Genomic DNA, 17,542 nt, shown 5'->3' with positions numbered 1-17,542 from the left:
ATAACATCCTTCCAAAAAGCCATCTCAGATAGGAACAAGCGATTATTTGGTAGTACTTTTTTGATGAATAATACTTTTTTGCAAATCAGCTTCTGGTGCGATATCGCCGATTAATTCAAGAGCTACAATGACATTAAGACACCACTGTGAAATAGTGTTTGTCGTTACCCACGGAATTTCATCTAATGTTTTCCACGTTTTTATCGTTTCCTTTTCTATCGGCAGAGGAATGTGGCTGTATTCTGATTTTAATAATAATTGCCACACTTTTTGGGCAAGGTTGTCATCTTGTTTCCGGGAGGCTGCATAAGCTGCCATCCCTGCGGCAAACATCGGCCAGTCAAACATGTTATCGTTTATCTTGCCATTGCTTCTTTTCCTTTTCTCTTCATCCGTTAGTAAATAAAATTCTCCAAAGTCCGCTAGCATTTCTTTCCACTCATCGTCCTCTAAAAGTTCTGCCGTTTCCATCCACACTTGTGGAGCCCCAAAAGCGATAACCATATGATATCCCCCTGGTGTTCCGTCCCCAATATGATATAAGTTGGATGATCGTGCATCGTATTCAAAAACAGGACCAGACAATAGCCGGTTAGGGGTGTTCTTTAGATTATCAATGCCGGTTTCTATTTTTTCTTTGTAGGTTGTATTTTCCGTTCGTTCCCATTCCGACAGCCAATTCGAACAAAAGGCACTCCAATCTGGACCAACTCTCGTATGAGTAAGACCTGTTTTCGGTGGGTAAAACTCTCTCATCGGATCTAATTCCATCGTTGCATAATCTACATCACGTACATCTGTTAATAAGTCTCTTGTTCTTTCATCTGTTGTAAGAAAATAGTAATACCTATGAAGGCTCGCCATACTAATCCTTGCTTCCTTACAACCACATCCCCAATGAATAACATTATGTCTCGACCCTAATCCGGCATACTTCCCGATATGATATCGATCAACTTCACTTGTATGCCGCGTCATCGCTTCTGCCATCTCAAATATATCCTTACGCCCTGTTCTCAAAAATGCGTACCATAACCAAATATTCGGGACTAGTTCGGTATTTTGCCAAGCGAACCCTCCTTCATCATAAAGCCATTGATGACGAGTAGCATCATACGTATGCATGACATCGCCATAATTCCAATACCCGTACCAGCTTCGTTGTTCGACTTCTTGTTTGTAAAAAGAAAAAGCAGCTTCCAGCTGTGTTTCTAAAGCCGCTTTAAATGGATCCTCATCATCCGGCAAACTCCAGGTACCTAAAGCATAAGTACTATGATAATACTTCGACTCACATAGGAATAGGGCCGGATTTTGCCAGGTCTCACCGAGTCGAAGCAACTCTTCATTTACAGGTACTTTTGAAAACCCCCTCAGATTCACTTCACTTGTGTTTGCAACTCCATGAGGAGTAGAACGCATCTCATCAAATCCTTCATAAGCACTGCGAACGTGCGTATCGTTACTGTAATGACGCAAATCCATCGATTCTCCTTCAGGAGACCAGAACCAGACCATCATCGTTGGCATTTCTTTTGTAAACTGGGTTATTTCCAATTCGCTTGGGTTCTTCTTCCAAAAGTTTTTTAATCCTACTGCTATACCTCCATTGCTTCCACCCGCGTACATGAGTCCTTTAGCTTTAGAACCATGCACAGCATCCAGCCAGGAACAATTTTCTTCCGTTCTCTTTCTCACTTTATAGTGAAAACTCGAGTCTTGGACGATTTTAAAATCATTCCAGACTGCGTTCCCCTGCACATGGTCTTTTAAGGTAGGATGCTCCGTTATATTCACAGGCTCACCGGAAATTTGTTTTTCATACAACCCCTCTGCTTTTCCGTATGTTCTTGTCCATACTAGTTGACCGGGTTCAGAATAGATTCCTTCTTCACACAAAAAACGGACATTTCGGTTCCAAGGTTCACCTTGAACATTTGTTTGAAACTCTATCCCCAATCCTTTAACAAAATCATAATGAGGGTCCCCGTCGTAAATAAACGTATGAACCATTTTTATTTCAGGCGACGCTTGATAGAAATACATTCTAAGAACAAAGGGAAGCCATTCCTTCGTCTCATTCACATGAACTCCGGTTATTTTAATAACGGCTCTTATTGGACCTGTCTGTTCTATTTCAACAGCGTTGATTTTTCCTTCCAACCGTTCATGACGATATATTGTCCCTTCTTCACTGCGCTCGTTACGTTCCTCTCGAATACTGATTAGTTTTCCTTTGGTCCCAAGCACGTTTTCATTCACAACAAGATTATTGAGAATAGAGTGACCGTTTTTATTAATATTACACTGTAATGGACCTGTGTTCACTTCTATTTTTTCATCGGACTCCTGCACACAGAGAGGATGCTCAACTCGTTTATTATCGTCTATGTTCAACGTGTAAGCACCTTTACTATATTCTTGCATCACCGTCGCATGTCCTGTCCACTTCACACTACCGTCTGGCCAATAAGCCAACGGCCACGATTGCAAACTGATTTTTTCACCAGAAGGACCAACTAAAGCAAGCGGATCTTCCCGATTCAATACACCTTTCTTCCAAGGAACTCCCCATGAAACACCAGCAGCTGGCGCCGGTGTCTTGTCTAACCAGTGTAATTTCAAATCCTTCACACCCTTTCTTGTTTTCGTAGTATGGTGTAAAACATACAAGGTTGATTTATTTCCATCAACTGTACTTTTTTGCTTTTACATATAAGAAAAACGGAGCTTGGAAAACGACCAAGCTCCGTGCCGCGCGACATTCAAACCACTTCCTTCCTCCATCTCATACGCTTCCTTTGTTCGCGTACTCCCAACAGCCCCCTCACATTCCCTACTACAACCTTAAGAAAAACGGTGACACGCTTTTTCCGCTGGATTCGCCCGTCTTCCGCTCCTGCTGAAGGTTCGTTCCAAAAATAGTTCGGAGTTGTCGGTCCGATGCTTCCCTTTTCGAGAAAGTTCTCTTCCTGGAATGTCTCGCATGATAAAGATTCAGGACATTTCACACCAATTTTCGTTACGTATTGTCCTGAATTGGTTATATTAGGGACAAAACGTTCTTCATCTACCTTTTATTTGTCCTCCAAAATCTTATTATGGACATTTTCAATATTGATTTGTCCAAAAAAGGCTGCCAAATGGAGATGGCAGCCGGATTTCTAAATGATGTTACTGTTATCATTCTATTGTTTTGTAGATAGTTTTTGCTGTCTCCTTTTTTTATCTGCGAGACTAGATGTGTAGTTTGTAAGAACAAGCAGTCCATTCCCTTCCATACTCCTACTGTTTCCTAAAGATTCTGTTCGTTTAACGACTTGTGAATACATTTGCGGTTCGGTTAACTCTCGATCAAAATCATCTTCACACTGATTAATAATAATCGCTGCGGCGCCGGAAACATGCGGGGTAGCCATTGAAGTGCCTGACAGTCTTGCATATTTATGGTCTAGATACGTAGAAAGAATATTTACCCCAGGCGCAACCAGATCTATTTCGTCATTAAAATTAGTAAAAGAGGCAAGCTCCCCTTCAAAATCAACTGCCCCCACTTGCATGACCTCTTTATAGTAACCTGGATAAGCGATTTCTTCAGTATCTTCGTCCTCGTCTCCTTCATTTCCGGCAGCACAAACGACTAAAATGTTATGTTCCACCGCCCGTTTAATTGCTTCATGCATTTCCGGAATATCGTTGGGACCTCCAAGTGACATCGAAATGACACGAACCCTTTTTCCATCGTCTCCCCGCCAATCAATAGCATAATGAATAGAATCAATAATCCCCTGATATGATCCATATCCTTCTCCAGAAAGAGCTTTTAAAATAAGCAAATCTACTTCAGGTGCTACACCAACAATTCCTTTACCGTCTAATGCTGATCCAATCGTTCCTGCCACATGCGTTCCGTGGCCTTGATTATCCGTGAAGTTTTCTGTATCACTATTGTAATCGTCTGTGAAATTTCTTCCTCCAATAATTCGGCTTTTTAAGTCAGGATGATCCCTCTGACAACCTGTGTCTATCACTGCAACGACATTTCCTTTCCCTTGATAACCTTCTTCCCAAAGTTCCGGAGCTTGTACCATTGTAATACCTTGCGGAGTCTTTTCTTCTGATTCATTCAGTACTTCTTCCACGCGATAAGGAATTAACCGAACTTCTTTCTTCACAAAAAAACCTCCTTGTCTGAATATTACAATTTTTATTTTACTAGAATTTCCGTTTTTTTACACTCCGTCTTTCTTCGTGTTCTTTCTTTTTTATAAATTAAAAAAGAGAAGTTGGATATAATAAAGAAAAACTATTTTGGAAGTCGAGGATTATAAAAATGAAGCAAATCATACAAGAAAAAGAAGCAATCGGTATTCTATTAATTGATTCCACTATTCCATTTCTCCCAGGAGATATGGGGAATCCAGAAACCTTTTCGTTTCCTGTAAAATATAAAAAAGTAGAAGGATTAACGTTAGCAAAGATGTATGAGGATAAAATGGCTATTCTTCCGCAGCTTGTTATAGCAGGACAACAATTAATGGAGCAGGGAAATGTAAGAGCAATAACCGGGAATTGCGGATATCTCATGCTTTATCAACAAGAACTAGTAAAACAACTCCGCGTTCCTGTTTTTACATCTAGCTTACTAATGTTACCCTTACTTGAAAAAATGATTGATCCCTCCCAACAAACCATCGGCATTATAACGGCAGAATCGTTTCGGTTGGAGACATCTCTCTTACACGCTGTAAATACTACTCTGGACGTTGTACATATAAAAGGCTTAGAGCATAAAAAACATTTCTCAGAAGCTGCCATAAAAGAAACAGGAATGCTCGATTCCCAACGCTTGGAGCAGGAAGTACTCGAAGCGGCCGATGAACTTATACAGGAGCAACCTAATATTTCGGTGTTATTATTAGAGTGCAGCCTGCTTTCGCCTTACTCCAAAGCGTTACAAGAAAAAACAAAACGTCCAGTCTTCGATTATGTAAGCCTAATACATTTTGTCCACGATGGTTTTGTAAAAAAACAGTTCCCCCGTTTTTAGGGGCTTCATCATGTAACATTACCCGGTAAAAAACATATGATATCGCAGCAAAGAGGTGATATCTGCTATGAAAAATACACAATCCCAAGGTCCATTAGATCCGGACTCTGATATACATGATTTGTTTCAAAGAAGAGATCTCGAATACGTTGTTGCCGCACTATTGTTGTTGGACAAATTAAATGTCGATTCTGTTTCATTATATCGCGGATCTCCGGTGGTCGAATTAACACTACTAGGAAGATATAAAACACTCCATGATGATAAAATAAATGACCTTGTTGATTTCTTAGATAAAAATGGAGATATGACCATCGATGATTTTTTTACGGCACTTAACAAAAAAATTAAAAGAGGCAGGAGGTAAGTCAGGATGAACAACTTTGATGGAGAACGTTTTATGAAAGGAGTATTATTGTTCGTTTTAATAACTCTTCTCCTTTTTGGCTCTACTAATATTGAAGATTTACAAAACTATGTCAGTTAAATATCTCTCTGAGATGACCCGCTTTCTATTAGTGGCAAACGGATATAGAAACTGGTACCTTCGTACGGGACACTCGCTACGTTCAAACTCCCGTTCATCGTTTCAATAATTTTAAAAGCTGCCATCATACCAAGTCCCGTTCCTTCTCTCCCTTTGGTAGTAAAATAGGGTTCTCCTACACGGGATAACTCTTCTTTTGTCATCCCATTTCCATTATCAGAAATAGTAAGAATTAAATTTGATTCTTCTTTGCTTGTTTCTATGCGAAGCTTCCCGCTATCAGGCATCGCTTCAATACAGTTCTTTTTAATATTGATTAGACATTGTTGAAGATTATGTTCATCGCCCCGAGTTTTATAGTTATTGATATACGTTTCTATTTGAACCGCGTTCATGTTAGCAAGCGGTGTGATAATTTGAAGGGTCTTATGTATTTGTTTTTCTATATTAAGAACTTGTGTATGTTCAGGAGACGGTCGGGCAAAAGTTAAATAGTTTCCGAGTATCACATCGGCTCTATCAATCTCCTCCATCGAAAGTCTCATAAATTTCTTTCGTTTTTCGTCAGGGATACCTTCCTGCTCTATCATTTGCAAAAACCCTCGGACGACCGTCAATGGATTTCGAACTTCATGGGAAACAGAAGCGGCTAAATGACTCACCATCTCCATTTTTTCTGCTTTAATCACTCTTTTATTAATTAATAAATACTCATGAAAAACTTCGTATAAATAAATGATCAATACGGTTATCCCCCATGTTAGTACGAGATACATCGTAACAAATCGCCAATCCAAAGTAGCTCCAAAAATGAAAACACTGTTTAATAACGCTATTACAGCAGCAGACAATGCAATAGAACTGCCTATGATTAATTTATTTTTTCGCAAAGAACGATGGAACCATGCTGTTGTAAGTGCCAATAAAATGAGAAGCATGGTAACTTCTATTATAGTAGCAGAAGCGCCGACACCACCTATAAAAAATCGAAAACCAATCGTTACTCCTGATAATACACTCGTTAAGATGCCTCCATACAACCCTGCAATGGTGAGAGCAGCCAGACGTAAATCAAATATGTAACCTTCCATTATAGGAATAGGAAATAAAATACAACTAATAATTCCAATGGACGATGATGTATTAATAATCCACCTTTTTTGGTAATAGGAAAATCGATGCTTGCTTAGCTCTAAAAAAAGTGGCACTAATTGTAGAAACACAATAATAAACAAAACATTTAATAATAACGATTCCAAGCCATAGATAAAAATCCCCCCTCCCCTATGAACACTACTTCAAAACGCGCTCGTGCGTATCGTAATGTGTGCGATAATCCCACCGCATCATACCATATCTAGTGGCTATTTTCCTATCTCATCGTAAAAGTAGTCTAACACTTCCAGCGTAGAGGTTTGAAAAAAACAAAAATTACTATAAACAAAAACGGGACCGAAAAAGTTCAAGTTTCACTTCCCCGGTCCTTTATATTGGTTTAATATTTCGATACTAATCATAGGCATTTTGAAATAAAAAAGTTTTAATAAGGGTTTGACTTTCTACGTCATAAACAACCATAAGCGTTGGATATATCAATAGAATACCTTTATTTTTCCGACAGGCTTTCCTCTGTGAAATATTTCATATTTTCTTGTCCCCAATGGTACATGCTTTGAATAATCGGCATTAAGCTTTCTCCAAGTTCTGTTAAGGAATATTCTACCCGCGGCGGAACTTCCGGGTAGACTTCTCGGTGTATGAGTCTATCTTCCTCTAATTCGCGCAGCTGGGAGGTCAATACTTTATGTGTAATCTTTGGGAAGAGTCGCTTGATTTCATTGAAACGCATCGTTCCATCTTGACCGAGGTGATAAATGGTTGTGATTTTCCATTTTCCGTTGATAAGTGAAAGGGTCAATTCTTTTTCACAGTTAAAAGCGCCGTGCTTCACTTTTTTTCGTACTTCTTTCCGTAAGTCTTCCATAATCAGCCCGCCACCCTTTAAAAGTATCCTTAAAGTTACTCCCTAACAAAAAAGTGCGTTCTTTTCTTTCATTAGTTCGCTCGATAGACTGTACGTAAGGAGATTAACTCAGATAATTCAGAATTTCCTTTTTATTTCACTCCTTCTTACAGTTTAATGCAATGATTTCCAAACATCAAATACGGACAGGAGGTCTTTTTTATGGCAGGAAACCGTGCCGTTGCCTACGCAGGGGCTGGAAACGTAGAAGTGAAAGACATCGATTACCCTGAGCTGGTTTTACGAGACGGCCCCGGGGTTCATCCCTTGAATGTCGGCAGAAAATGTGAACATGGTGTTATCGTAAAAGTGATTACAACCAACATCTGCGGAAGTGATCAGCACATGGTTCGCGGGCGTACCACAGCGCCGGAAGGCCTTATTCTTGGTCACGAAATAACAGGTGAAGTGATAGAAACCGGCCGTGACGTCGAATTTATCAAAAAAGGCGACATGGTATCTGTTCCTTTCAACATTGCCTGCGGCCGTTGTCAGTCCTGCAAGGAACAAAATACCCACGTCTGCCTAAACGTCAATCCGGAGCGTCCCGGATCAGCGTATGGATACGTTGATATGGGAGGCTGGGTTGGCGGTCAGTCGGAGTATGTTATGGTTCCCTACGCCGATTTTCAGCTGCTTACTTTCCCGGACAAAGAGCAGGCGATGGACAAGATTCTTGATTTAACCATGCTGTCCGACATATTCCCAACGGGCTTTCACGGGGCATACAGTGCCGGGGTGAAACCCGGCTCTTCCGTCTACGTCGCCGGTGCCGGCCCGGTTGGATTAGCAGCCGCCCACTCCGCCCAGCTATTAGGAGCCTCTGTTGTTATCGTTGGTGATTTAATCCCCGAACGGCTCGAACAAGCCAGAAGCTTCGGGTGCGAAACTATCAACTTACGAGACCACGATAACCTAGGAGAACAAATCGAACAGATTCTCGGTGTTCCCGAGGTGGATAGCGCGATTGATGCGGTTGGCTTCGAAGCATCCGGGCACGGCCAAGACGCCAAAGAAGCTCCAGCCACCGTCCTAAACTCCATTATGGACGTGACGCGGGCCGCCGGACAACTTGGTATCCCAGGGCTTTACGTCACCGAAGATCCAGGAGCAGCAGACGAAGCAGCCAGGCAAGGGTCTCTCAGCATACGGTTTGGGCTCGGCTGGGCGAAGGGACACACGTTTGTAACCGGACAAACGCCCGTGATGCAGTACCACCGCTCCCTTTTAAACTCTATCCTGCACGGGAAAGCCAATATCGCAAAAGCCGTCAACGCCACCCTTATTTCGCTCGACGAAGCACCGCAGGGATACAACGAATTTGACAGCGGGGTCGCCAAAAAGTTCGTCATCGACCCTCACAACATGTTCACCAAATAATTTTTAACTGGAGGAGATATAATGGATAAATTAACATTAGACACAGCTACAAAAGTCATCGCAGGTGCGGAACAAGAAGCCAAAAATATCGGGGTATCCATGGTTATCAGCGTCGTTGATGATGGCGGCAACTTAATCGCTAAACATCGAATGGATGACGCCTGGATCGCCAGCATCGATATCGCCGAAGACAAAGCCTGGACCTCCGTTGCCCTAAAAATGCCGACATCCAATTTAGCCGAAGCTACCGTTCCAAACGCCGAGCTCTACGGCTTAAACACCACCAACAACGGACGCATCGTCGTATTCGGCGGAGGCATCCCTCTCCTGCAGGACGGCAAAGTTGTAGGAGCCATCGGAGTAAGCGGAAGCGCTGTCCCTGACGATGTCAAAGTCGCAGAAGCCGGCGTCCAAGCCTTCGAAAACATTAAGTAAGTCGCAGCACGCCTAAGAAGACAATGGACATAGCAACAGAAAAGGCATTGAATTTTATTTCAATGTCTTTTCTCCTTGTTTCACTCTGCGTTACGTTCCTTTAAGTAATTATCATACGCCTCTTGGACCTTATCTTTATGGGGGGATATCGTTGACAATCTTTTATGTATATCAGTCAGCAAATACATTCCTCTACCTAGGCAGCCAACCACAATACCAAAAGCAATCATTCCACCTACTAATGGCCCCATCATTAATAAAATCCAACCTAACATGGAACTCAATACAATAGATAAAAGCAAATACATAGTAACTCTCCATTTCTTACTTTCTAAGTCGTTTCAAATGTTTTAAATTCAACTTTCGCACCTAGAAATTCATTGTGAGCCTACGGTTTCTCTGCTAGCAGCATCCGCTGCAGACGTAACTTCAAGTAAAACTTGCAATTCCGCATCATTCTTTTTAGCTGACAATACATCGACTTTTGATGGATCAATGTTTTCAATAGAAGAGATGTCAACGTTCTCACCGGAAACCTCTTTTACTGGGAAACGGACTTCCCAGTTTCCTTTTGTATTGAAGAGTTGAGGAAACGTTAAAGTCAGCTCTCCTTTTGGTGGAAGTGCTTTACGAAAGTTTATTGTGGCATATCCAACATATTTTCCATCTGACACTTCTTTATCCCAGAAACTCCCGTTGGAATTCATCCATTCCCTGTCAAATTCTGTTTTAAAAGACCCTAGAACACTTCGGTGTTCCCAAACATCTGAGTTTACGTCTTTTTCTGTTTCAAGGGTGTAGGAATACGTGAATTGATTGCCGAAGTAATAAATATCATGGATGGTAAGGGTTATGTTTTGATCTGTAGAGGTTTGATTAATGGTCGAAAATAATTCATTTTTAATGATTGGAGATATTCGCTGATACGCGTCATCCAAGTTTCGTAATTCCAGAACATATTCCAGGTGAGACTGGTATTCATTTGGGAATTCCTCCGTTGTGCTATTTTTAGCAGCAACGACTTGTTCACTGTTCAAAACAACAAGAATACTTACAACCAAAACGGTTAAAGTCAATCGGAATCTAAGATGCATATAAGTCCCCTTACATGTATTAGTGACTGTTACTGCTTATCTTATTTGAGCTTGGCGACTTTATGCTTTTCAAAGTAAATAACTATGAACCATAAGATATAACTCATCGCCCCCGATAGCTCATCATTTTGCCTGCATATCTCTTCGTATGTCTCTAGCTTTATGTTCATCTTCTGTTTTTACGGAAATATTGGTCACATTTCTTGTTGAATAGGACATGTCACCTGAGCCGCCAATATCTTTTTCATACCAAATATCTCTTTCCCTTAAACGCTTGTTCAACCCTAAATGCTTCACCTGGATATATCGTATGAATAATAACTATAGTCCTTTTCAAGCTTAAACTCTTTCATCTCACAAGTCTTTAATGGAGCCCATGATTTAATAGTTGATACCTCATCGTTTCATTGCCGAGTGTAAACCATAGCAACAACAACCATACAATAATACCCATCAATAAACTAAACCAAGCAAAGTACATATTTTGCTTATGTATAAGCGGGAATAAAGCGATTAATAAAGCTCCTAATCCCAAAGTTACTACCACAGATAGTTGTCCTGTTAACGTTTCAAACACCAATTACTTATCCCTCCCCACCAATTAATTTCTTATTTTATTTCGCCCAATTGCGGAAGATGTATTTTACAACCAAGAATTTAAGAATAAGGCAGCCAAAAGTTTAGAAGGCTGCCAGCTCCTGGTGAAACTATGGATAAAAGAGGAAGAGATTTTCCCTTGTTATTTCGGACTATCCTTCGTCAGAATCAAGCCGAACTTCTTGAAGTAACGCCATAGATGAAATTCACAAGATAAACAAAACCAAAAAAAAAACAGTGTTGAAGTTCAACTTCTCTACTGTCTGCTTACTCTCTCTATTTCAGATTCAACTTTGTAAACTCTTTTATTCAATACTTCGGTTTTGTCATCAACATGTTCAGTAATTTTCTCTGTATAAGTTCCAAGACTTTCGATTAAGTTTTGCTGTAAGTTCTGTTGTCCGACTTCAAGTCTTGCTTGTCCCGTTTTTAAGTCACCTATATCTGCCTTAATTTCTTTCAGTTCACTTAAAATTTGTTTTAATATATCTTCCGCAGCACTTCCCTCCGCTTCAAGATACTCTTTTTCTAATTATACCACCTACAGCATAGAATGTCATAATAACAACTGCCGCTCCCACATATAAAGCCGGGATGGTTGAACTACTCCACCTTAATGTCTAGCGACATTTGAAGATGGAGATTCCTGAGAACACCGGCGTACCCGCCAGTTGCTTTATCAGGCTAACTCCGCAGCCCCTGCGGTTAGAAGCCTTACGGCTTCGGTTTTGATGTTTTTCGAAGCGTTTTTATCTCTATCATGGCAGCTGCCACACGAAGGGCAATCCCACGCACGAACAGACATTTCTTTCACATCTTTATGCTGGCACGTTGGTTCCCCTTGTCAAAAAGGTTAATCCCATTTCTTTATTACCATTTTTTTGAATATATACCAACCCTCTATGCTTATTTTCCATGCACCTTTCCAGCGTGATACCACACTTTACTTTAAATGATAAAATTCACAAGATAAAAAATCCATCAAAAACCTTAATATATTTGAAACACAAAATTTCCTAACCTATATTTTAAGTGAAAACTTTACAATGCTATGTTGCTTTTTAGCTTATTATTTCATTTCCACTTCCCTTCTTTTTTATAAGCATTGAACAATTCATCACCATGTTCATCAACCTTTTTAGTCCATGACTCCAGATTTTTTTCGGTTGGCTCCCCAAATTTTTCATTAAAATATTTATCCCAATATAAACCTCGAGTATAATTAATTTCCTCCCAAGTCTCGTAGTATTCTTCCGGGGATACTCCCAATAAAGATGCTTGTTCCCTATAAAAATCTTTATTTCCATATGCTTCAAACCTTCGGGTTAGATCAGCACCGGGGAATTCTTCTTGTACTCTTTCTTCTACCTCTTTTTCTGAAACCGTTATTTCCATATTTTTTGCTTCCTTAATAACAACCTCTTGTTTTAAGTACGATTTAATAATATCTTCTGGTTCTTTTTCTAAAGAAGATTGCCAAAGAACATCTTCTGCTGTGATTTCTTCTCCCTCTAATACCGCTATTGTTTCTTCTTTTTCATATTCAGGACCAGTACAGCCTACTAATAAGATTATAAAAATCAATAAAAATTTCACCCTAGTCCCCTAGTCCCCCTACATATTTCTAGAAGTTACGGTACTTCTGCGCTATTACAGGCACATACCTATTCCTTTAACTGAAAACGACTTCACATAGAAAACCTTTATTTATCTCATTCATTTTTGAACCTTTCGGAAATTGAAATCGCTTAATTTGACAGAAAAAACAAATGTATTACTTTCAAATTCATATGTATAACTTACTACATTTTCCCATTCAAAGAAAAAATCTGATATCTCTTGTGATATACCAGGCTCATTATCATTCTACATTTATTGCCCGCGATAGTTCCAATAATTTTTCTTTATCCATAGTTGCTTTCCCCTCTCGTAAGTTTATTTAAAAATTTGATTCTAATAGAGAAATAGGAATTTTTTTAATACCAAAATTTCAGGATCTTGGTAAGGTTTCTTATCTAAATCTAGATAGTCATCAAGATGCATTCTGCTCTCCCAATATTTTTTCATAAGTTCTTCTTTAGCAGGAAATCCCGGCTCAATAACCCCCCTGCCATCCATTTCCTCTACGTATTCATTCTCAATGTAGCCAAATAAATCCGTTGTAATCTCTTTGTCAAAGACATAGATTTGTTTTGTGAAAATTGGAAAACGCACATACTTTTTAAAATTATAAGGAGACTCTATGTTTTTGGGTTGTGGAGGCGGAGGAGGGTTATTCCTTCTATACCGTATCTTTCATGAAATTCCACAAGTTTATTTTCTATGTAGTTTTCAATTCCACTGATTTCGTTTTACGTCATTAGTGAAACAAGGTTGCAGCATTCGCCTTATAATAGTAAAGCACCCGTTACTTCAATAAGTCGTATACCTTATTTTCATCTTCTAAATATTCTTGTGATAGTTTTCTTAGTTCATCTTCACTAGAATACTCACTTAATTCTTTACCATACCAACCTTGTAGATTTTCTATGGTTAATTGGTATTCCTGATGTTTAAAATTAAATGTAACCCATTCTGCATTTTGAACTAAAGCAAATATAAATGTAGCATTGTAAATTGCCGTTTCTTTATACCTTTTTTCTATTTCCTCTGCTTCTATGCCTTCATAATTTAAAATCATTCCATAAGGTTCTTCTTTGGTCTTAAGTTCAAACCCTTTAAAATGTTCACCATTTGGTAATTGCTTAACAATGCTTTCTACCGCACTGTTATCTCCAATGTACGAACCTTTAAACTCAAATTTATCTACATTAGCATTATTTGTATTACAACCATTCAAGAAAAATAGTATCAATAATGAAAAGAAGAAAAATCTAATTGTTTTTGCCACTCTTTATTCCCCCTAATAATTAACTATCTACTTGATAAACACTATCATAAAATATAAATCCCGTGTTGAACTATTCTGCCTCATTAGTGAAACAAGGTTGCATTCTCCTTATTATAGTAAAACACCCGTTTGTTAAATAAATAACTACTAAGATTTATTCTTTTTCAACAACAACTTCACTCGCTGTCCTATTGTCAATTTCATTATTCTCCCCTTTATCAATTACCCATAGTTTTACAATTGGATGTTCTGTTTCACTTACGAACTCATTTAAGTTTTCAAATTTTTCAACTTCTCCATTGAACTCTGTTTTATCATCAATAAGAATTTCATATGTCGGATATGATGCTTCAGGGTCAATATCGTCTTCTCCTACCATGATACTATTTTCTTTTATTTCAAGTATTGTACCCTCATAATGTGCATCACTTTCATTACTACAACCCATAACAGAGAGAAGAATTACCGTAGCCGCAATTGCTAATTGTTTCTTCATAATTAACCCACCCTTCTTTGTAGATATGACGAACAAAATTAACAAAAAGTTTCAAATCCTTATTCGAATATCCTGCTTCGTTAGCATTCCTGTAGTGCGTTAATTTCGACTTTGAAAAAATAGAGCCCCTCAGTAAAATAAGAGTATAGACACCACTCTAACACTCAAAATCTAAGGAGGAGCTCTTATATGAAGTTTAAAATGCAAGATAAACAAAATCAACTCATGTAGCCTTTCTTGGCAAAACTCATTCCATTCATCCGTTATTGTTCTTACAAGTGGTTTGAAACCCTGCGAATAAGCGAGCATTTACGAGCAAATTGAATCTAACTGAAGGAGTTTAAGAAAGGGAGCCGGGGCGGGACCGCGGGCAATCAGTCCTAAAGCCCCGAAACGAGACGGCTGCACCAACCCTTGATTAAAATAAAGAAAGGAAAACCTAAAGTATCAGGCTTCCCTTTTTCCATCACACCTCCTGAACACTCATCGACAACACACGATTTGTATTCGGATTATAGGTAACACTTCCCCGCACCGTCATCGTTTCCTGTGGCGACTGCAGCGTAAACTCATACGTTTCCCGCATCCGCTCCGCATTCATCTGCGTCGTCTCCACCGATTGATAATCCGTCACATTATAATTAGGATAAGCCCGTTGAACCACTTCCACTAAATATTTCCCCCATTGTGTTTCCTCCACATCCGGAGACGGCGTGATTTCAATATCCATCACACCAACATTTGGATTGCTCCCAAGCGCTTCAAACGCCCGCCTGTGCAAGTTCAATCTATTATTAGGATAACCCGCGACTTCATCAACTACCGTCACAATCATCTCTCGGCCCGTGTTTAAATTTCTCACTTTCAACGCCTGACCACACTTATAAGGAGAATTTTCCCCAACAGCGGTTGTCATATATTGATTATCCGACCAAGCCATGTTGCATTTGGTCACCGGTCCGCCTTCGGTCCACGTCGCCTGTCCCCGCACCGTCTGCTGGCGCTCTGCATGCACCGGATACTCTCTATTGAAGGACGGCTGCGGCGGAGCATAAGGCACTTGATAAGGATTCACATACGGCTGAACATGTGGCACATAAGCATAATAATGGTTATAATACATATTTCTCCTCCTGTCATCGTCATAAACTCTTTGATACTTTATGTTTCAAAAAGCCTGACCCGTGACAGGAATCCAAAAATCTTTTTACACATATAAAAAATACACAATAGAAACGGTGGTTATCATACAAATCATTGTTAACGGAAACCCAATGCGGGCGTAATCACCAAACGAATAGCCGCCCGGCCCAAACACAATCAAGTTCGTTTGATAACCAATCGGTGACAAAAAGCTGGCGGATGCTGCAATGGCAACTAATACAGCCATTCCAATCGGATCAATGCCCATATCTAATGCAATCTCATACCCAATTGGAAACATAATGACTGCAGCTGCATTATTCGTAATAAACTCCGTAAATACATTTGTTAACAAATAAATCGTCACAAGGACGGCCACAACACCTAACGGAGCCAATCCATCAATCAGACCATGAGCCACCCAATCGGCTGTCCCCGTCTGCCTTATCACATTCCCAATACCCAGCGCACTAGCTATAAGAAGCAGCACTTGAAATTGTACCGAATCTTTCGCCTGATTCGGGGTAACAATTTTTGCAACTAGGAGCACGCCAACCGTAATCACCATTGCTTTAAAAATCGATAACCATCCGAACATAACCATCAAAATCATGCCAAGCAAGAGCCACAAAGTGAACCAGCCCTTCGATTCATCTTCATAAAATTTCCGCTCATCTGTTGGGGATGTAATATAAAAATCTTTGCGCTCCTGAATCCTTTCATTAAAGTCCGGACCAGTTACGAGCAATAATAAGTCTCCCGCTTTTGGAACTATATCTCCAACTTTTCCTTCCACCCGTTCATCATTACGATGAACAGCAACAACGGCTGCGTCGTAGATTTCTCGGAATCTACTTTGTTTAATCGTTTGTTGAGTTAAGAAAGATTGGTGGGAAATAACGACCTCCACTAGTCTACTGTCACCGTTTCGAATATTTTCCATAGAAAGGTCCGTCCCCGTGTTCACTTCTAGACCTTTTCGTTTTTGTAAGTCCGCAATCGTTGAAATCATTCCCGTGAAAACAAGTCTATCCCCTGCCTGCACTAACGTCCGGCTGCTGACAGGAGAAATTCTTTCCCGACCGCGTATAATTTCTATTAAATAAACCCCTTTTAAATTACGTAACTGCGCTTCTTCGACCGAATGATTGACATAGGCAAATTCATCAGTCACCATCATTTCACTTAAATAATCTTTTGTATTATCGCTCACACGCTGAATCATACTACGGTGATCAGGTAAAAGGACCGGGCCGCATGTAAAAATATAAATAAGTCCAATTATTGTTAAAGGGATACCAACCCAGGCCAATTGAAAAAATGAAAAACCTGCCTCTCCAGCATCAATGAGCAGTCCGTGAATCACAAGATTAGTCGATGTACCAATTAAAGTAATCGTGCCTCCTAAAATAGAGGCATATGAAAGTGGCAATAAATAACGAGATGGGGAAATATCATGTTTCGATGTCCAGCGCCGCACTACAGGGGTTAGAGCTGCGACGATGGGGGTATTATTAAAAAACGCAGAGAACGCAGACACTGGAAAAAGCAACTTTAAAAGTGCGCTACGTCCCGATTTTGTGTTAGTTAAAAACGATGTCACCAACCGTTCAATTAAACCGCTTTTCTCAAAAACTCCAGCCACCACAAACAACAAGGCCACCGTCATCATTCCTTGATTTGAAAAACCGGCAAGCGCTTCGTCTGGGGACACAAAACCAAACATGAGAAACATAAATAATGTAAAAAACACCATTAAATCAGGCCGGGCTATTTCAAAAAACAACCCAGCCATCATTATGCTGATACTAATAAGTACAATTATAATTTCAACCGTCATCAGAAACCTTCCTTCATTGCATTGCCTGCCTCATAGTATAGAAGACTAGAACTATCGTATCAAGCAGAACAGTCTAAGAACGAAAAAGGACTATTACTATACACACA

18 protein-coding genes and 1 pseudogene are annotated in these 17,542 nt (G+C 39.8%); 4 read left to right on the top strand and 15 right to left on the bottom strand.

From position 1 onward, the window contains the following. Positions 1-42: 42 nt before the first annotated feature. Both J2S78_RS02495 and J2S78_RS02490 read right to left on the bottom strand, forming a co-directional pair. Entirely contained in the window at positions 43-2,634 is a 2,592-nt protein-coding gene (locus tag J2S78_RS02495; protein WP_306895922.1) for an exo-rhamnogalacturonan lyase family protein, read from the bottom strand. 554 nt (positions 2,635-3,188) lie between these two features. Then, on the bottom strand, positions 3,189-4,175 hold the full coding sequence (locus J2S78_RS02490; protein WP_306895920.1) for a S8 family peptidase: 987 nt from the start codon (positions 4,173-4,175) through the stop codon (positions 3,189-3,191). A gap of 158 nt (positions 4,176-4,333) precedes the next feature. Here J2S78_RS02490 and J2S78_RS02485 point away from each other — a divergent pair, with 158 nt between their 5' ends. Next, complete coding sequence (locus tag J2S78_RS02485) at positions 4,334-5,050, top strand: aspartate/glutamate racemase family protein (RefSeq protein ID WP_306895918.1); 717 nt, start codon at positions 4,334-4,336, stop codon at positions 5,048-5,050. A gap of 67 nt (positions 5,051-5,117) precedes the next feature. Then, positions 5,118-5,417 carry a hypothetical protein gene (locus J2S78_RS02480; protein ID WP_306895915.1) on the top strand — a complete coding sequence of 100 codons (300 nt, stop codon included), beginning with the start codon at positions 5,118-5,120 and terminating at the stop codon, positions 5,415-5,417. A 116-nt stretch (positions 5,418-5,533) separates the two neighbouring features. Here the strand turns inward: J2S78_RS02480 and J2S78_RS02475 are convergent, their stop codons facing one another. Beyond that, entirely contained in the window at positions 5,534-6,796 is a 1,263-nt protein-coding gene (locus tag J2S78_RS02475; RefSeq protein WP_306895913.1) for an ATP-binding protein, read from the bottom strand. A 347-nt stretch (positions 6,797-7,143) separates the two neighbouring features. Continuing rightward, entirely contained in the window at positions 7,144-7,521 is a 378-nt protein-coding gene (locus J2S78_RS02470; protein ID WP_306895910.1) for a winged helix-turn-helix transcriptional regulator, read from the bottom strand. A 201-nt stretch (positions 7,522-7,722) separates the two neighbouring features. Between J2S78_RS02470 and fdhA the strand changes: the two genes are divergently transcribed. Together fdhA and J2S78_RS02460 are read left to right on the top strand one after the other, a co-directional pair. Continuing rightward, positions 7,723-8,940, top strand: a complete 1,218-nt coding sequence (gene fdhA, locus J2S78_RS02465; protein ID WP_306895908.1) for a formaldehyde dehydrogenase, glutathione-independent — start codon at positions 7,723-7,725, stop codon at positions 8,938-8,940. A gap of 21 nt (positions 8,941-8,961) precedes the next feature. Further along, entirely contained in the window at positions 8,962-9,375 is a 414-nt protein-coding gene (locus tag J2S78_RS02460; RefSeq protein WP_306895906.1) for a GlcG/HbpS family heme-binding protein, read from the top strand. A gap of 80 nt (positions 9,376-9,455) precedes the next feature. Here J2S78_RS02460 and J2S78_RS02455 read toward each other — a convergent pair whose 3' ends face one another. The 11 genes and pseudogenes from J2S78_RS02455 to J2S78_RS02405 all read right to left on the bottom strand — a co-directional run bounded on the left by J2S78_RS02455 (position 9,456) and on the right by J2S78_RS02405 (position 17,435). Next, positions 9,456-9,683, bottom strand: a complete 228-nt coding sequence (locus tag J2S78_RS02455) for a hypothetical protein (protein WP_306895904.1) — start codon at positions 9,681-9,683, stop codon at positions 9,456-9,458. 69 nt (positions 9,684-9,752) lie between these two features. Further along, complete coding sequence (locus J2S78_RS02450) at positions 9,753-10,469, bottom strand: DUF4179 domain-containing protein (protein WP_306895902.1); 717 nt, start codon at positions 10,467-10,469, stop codon at positions 9,753-9,755. A gap of 123 nt (positions 10,470-10,592) precedes the next feature. After that, on the bottom strand, positions 10,593-10,751 hold the full coding sequence (locus J2S78_RS02445) for a hypothetical protein (protein WP_306895900.1): 159 nt from the start codon (positions 10,749-10,751) through the stop codon (positions 10,593-10,595). Between the two features lie 82 nt (positions 10,752-10,833). Further along, positions 10,834-11,049: a hypothetical protein gene (locus J2S78_RS02440; RefSeq protein WP_306895898.1), complete on the bottom strand. Its 216-nt coding sequence runs from the start codon at positions 11,047-11,049 to the stop codon at positions 10,834-10,836. Positions 11,050-11,745: 696 nt separating this feature from the next. Beyond that, positions 11,746-11,889 (bottom strand): annotated as a pseudogene (locus J2S78_RS02435) (zinc ribbon domain-containing protein); the annotation flags it as partial. 251 nt (positions 11,890-12,140) lie between these two features. Further along, on the bottom strand, positions 12,141-12,662 hold the full coding sequence (locus J2S78_RS02430; RefSeq protein ID WP_306895896.1) for a SurA N-terminal domain-containing protein: 522 nt from the start codon (positions 12,660-12,662) through the stop codon (positions 12,141-12,143). A 357-nt stretch (positions 12,663-13,019) separates the two neighbouring features. Continuing rightward, positions 13,020-13,280 (bottom strand): hypothetical protein, encoded by a 261-nt coding sequence (locus tag J2S78_RS02425; RefSeq protein WP_306895894.1) that lies wholly within the window; start codon positions 13,278-13,280, stop codon positions 13,020-13,022. Between the two features lie 193 nt (positions 13,281-13,473). Beyond that, positions 13,474-13,956: a DUF4825 domain-containing protein gene (locus J2S78_RS02420; protein WP_306895893.1), complete on the bottom strand. Its 483-nt coding sequence runs from the start codon at positions 13,954-13,956 to the stop codon at positions 13,474-13,476. Positions 13,957-14,110: 154 nt separating this feature from the next. After that, on the bottom strand, positions 14,111-14,452 hold the full coding sequence (locus J2S78_RS02415) for a hypothetical protein (RefSeq protein ID WP_306895891.1): 342 nt from the start codon (positions 14,450-14,452) through the stop codon (positions 14,111-14,113). A 466-nt stretch (positions 14,453-14,918) separates the two neighbouring features. Continuing rightward, complete coding sequence (locus J2S78_RS02410; RefSeq protein ID WP_306895888.1) at positions 14,919-15,575, bottom strand: DUF3889 domain-containing protein; 657 nt, start codon at positions 15,573-15,575, stop codon at positions 14,919-14,921. Positions 15,576-15,659: 84 nt separating this feature from the next. Next, a complete protein-coding gene (locus tag J2S78_RS02405; RefSeq protein ID WP_306895887.1) occupies positions 15,660-17,435 on the bottom strand; it encodes an SLC13 family permease in 1,776 nt (591 codons plus the stop codon). Between the last annotated feature and the right edge of the window lie 107 nt (positions 17,436-17,542).

Source organism: Salibacterium salarium (assembly GCF_030813635.1).
Lineage (GTDB): Bacteria > Bacillota > Bacilli > Bacillales > Marinococcaceae > Salibacterium > Salibacterium salarium.
Note: the sequence above shows the minus strand (reverse complement) of the source record. Positions and strands in the feature narration are given on the sequence as shown.

Coding starts and splice junctions, on each gene's coding strand:
- fdhA (WP_306895908.1), top strand. CDS start 7,723: ATGGCAGGAAACCGTGCCGTTGCCTACGCAGGGGCTGGAAACGTAGAA.
- J2S78_RS02410 (WP_306895888.1), bottom strand. CDS start 15,575: ATGTATTATAACCATTATTATGCTTATGTGCCACATGTTCAGCCGTAT.
- J2S78_RS02480 (WP_306895915.1), top strand. CDS start 5,118: ATGAAAAATACACAATCCCAAGGTCCATTAGATCCGGACTCTGATATA.
- J2S78_RS02470 (WP_306895910.1), bottom strand. CDS start 7,521: ATGGAAGACTTACGGAAAGAAGTACGAAAAAAAGTGAAGCACGGCGCT.
- J2S78_RS02405 (WP_306895887.1), bottom strand. CDS start 17,435: ATGACGGTTGAAATTATAATTGTACTTATTAGTATCAGCATAATGATG.
- J2S78_RS02455 (WP_306895904.1), bottom strand. CDS start 9,683: ATGTATTTGCTTTTATCTATTGTATTGAGTTCCATGTTAGGTTGGATT.
- J2S78_RS02415 (WP_306895891.1), bottom strand. CDS start 14,452: ATGAAGAAACAATTAGCAATTGCGGCTACGGTAATTCTTCTCTCTGTT.
- J2S78_RS02485 (WP_306895918.1), top strand. CDS start 4,334: ATGAAGCAAATCATACAAGAAAAAGAAGCAATCGGTATTCTATTAATT.
- J2S78_RS02450 (WP_306895902.1), bottom strand. CDS start 10,469: ATGCATCTTAGATTCCGATTGACTTTAACCGTTTTGGTTGTAAGTATT.
- J2S78_RS02460 (WP_306895906.1), top strand. CDS start 8,962: ATGGATAAATTAACATTAGACACAGCTACAAAAGTCATCGCAGGTGCG.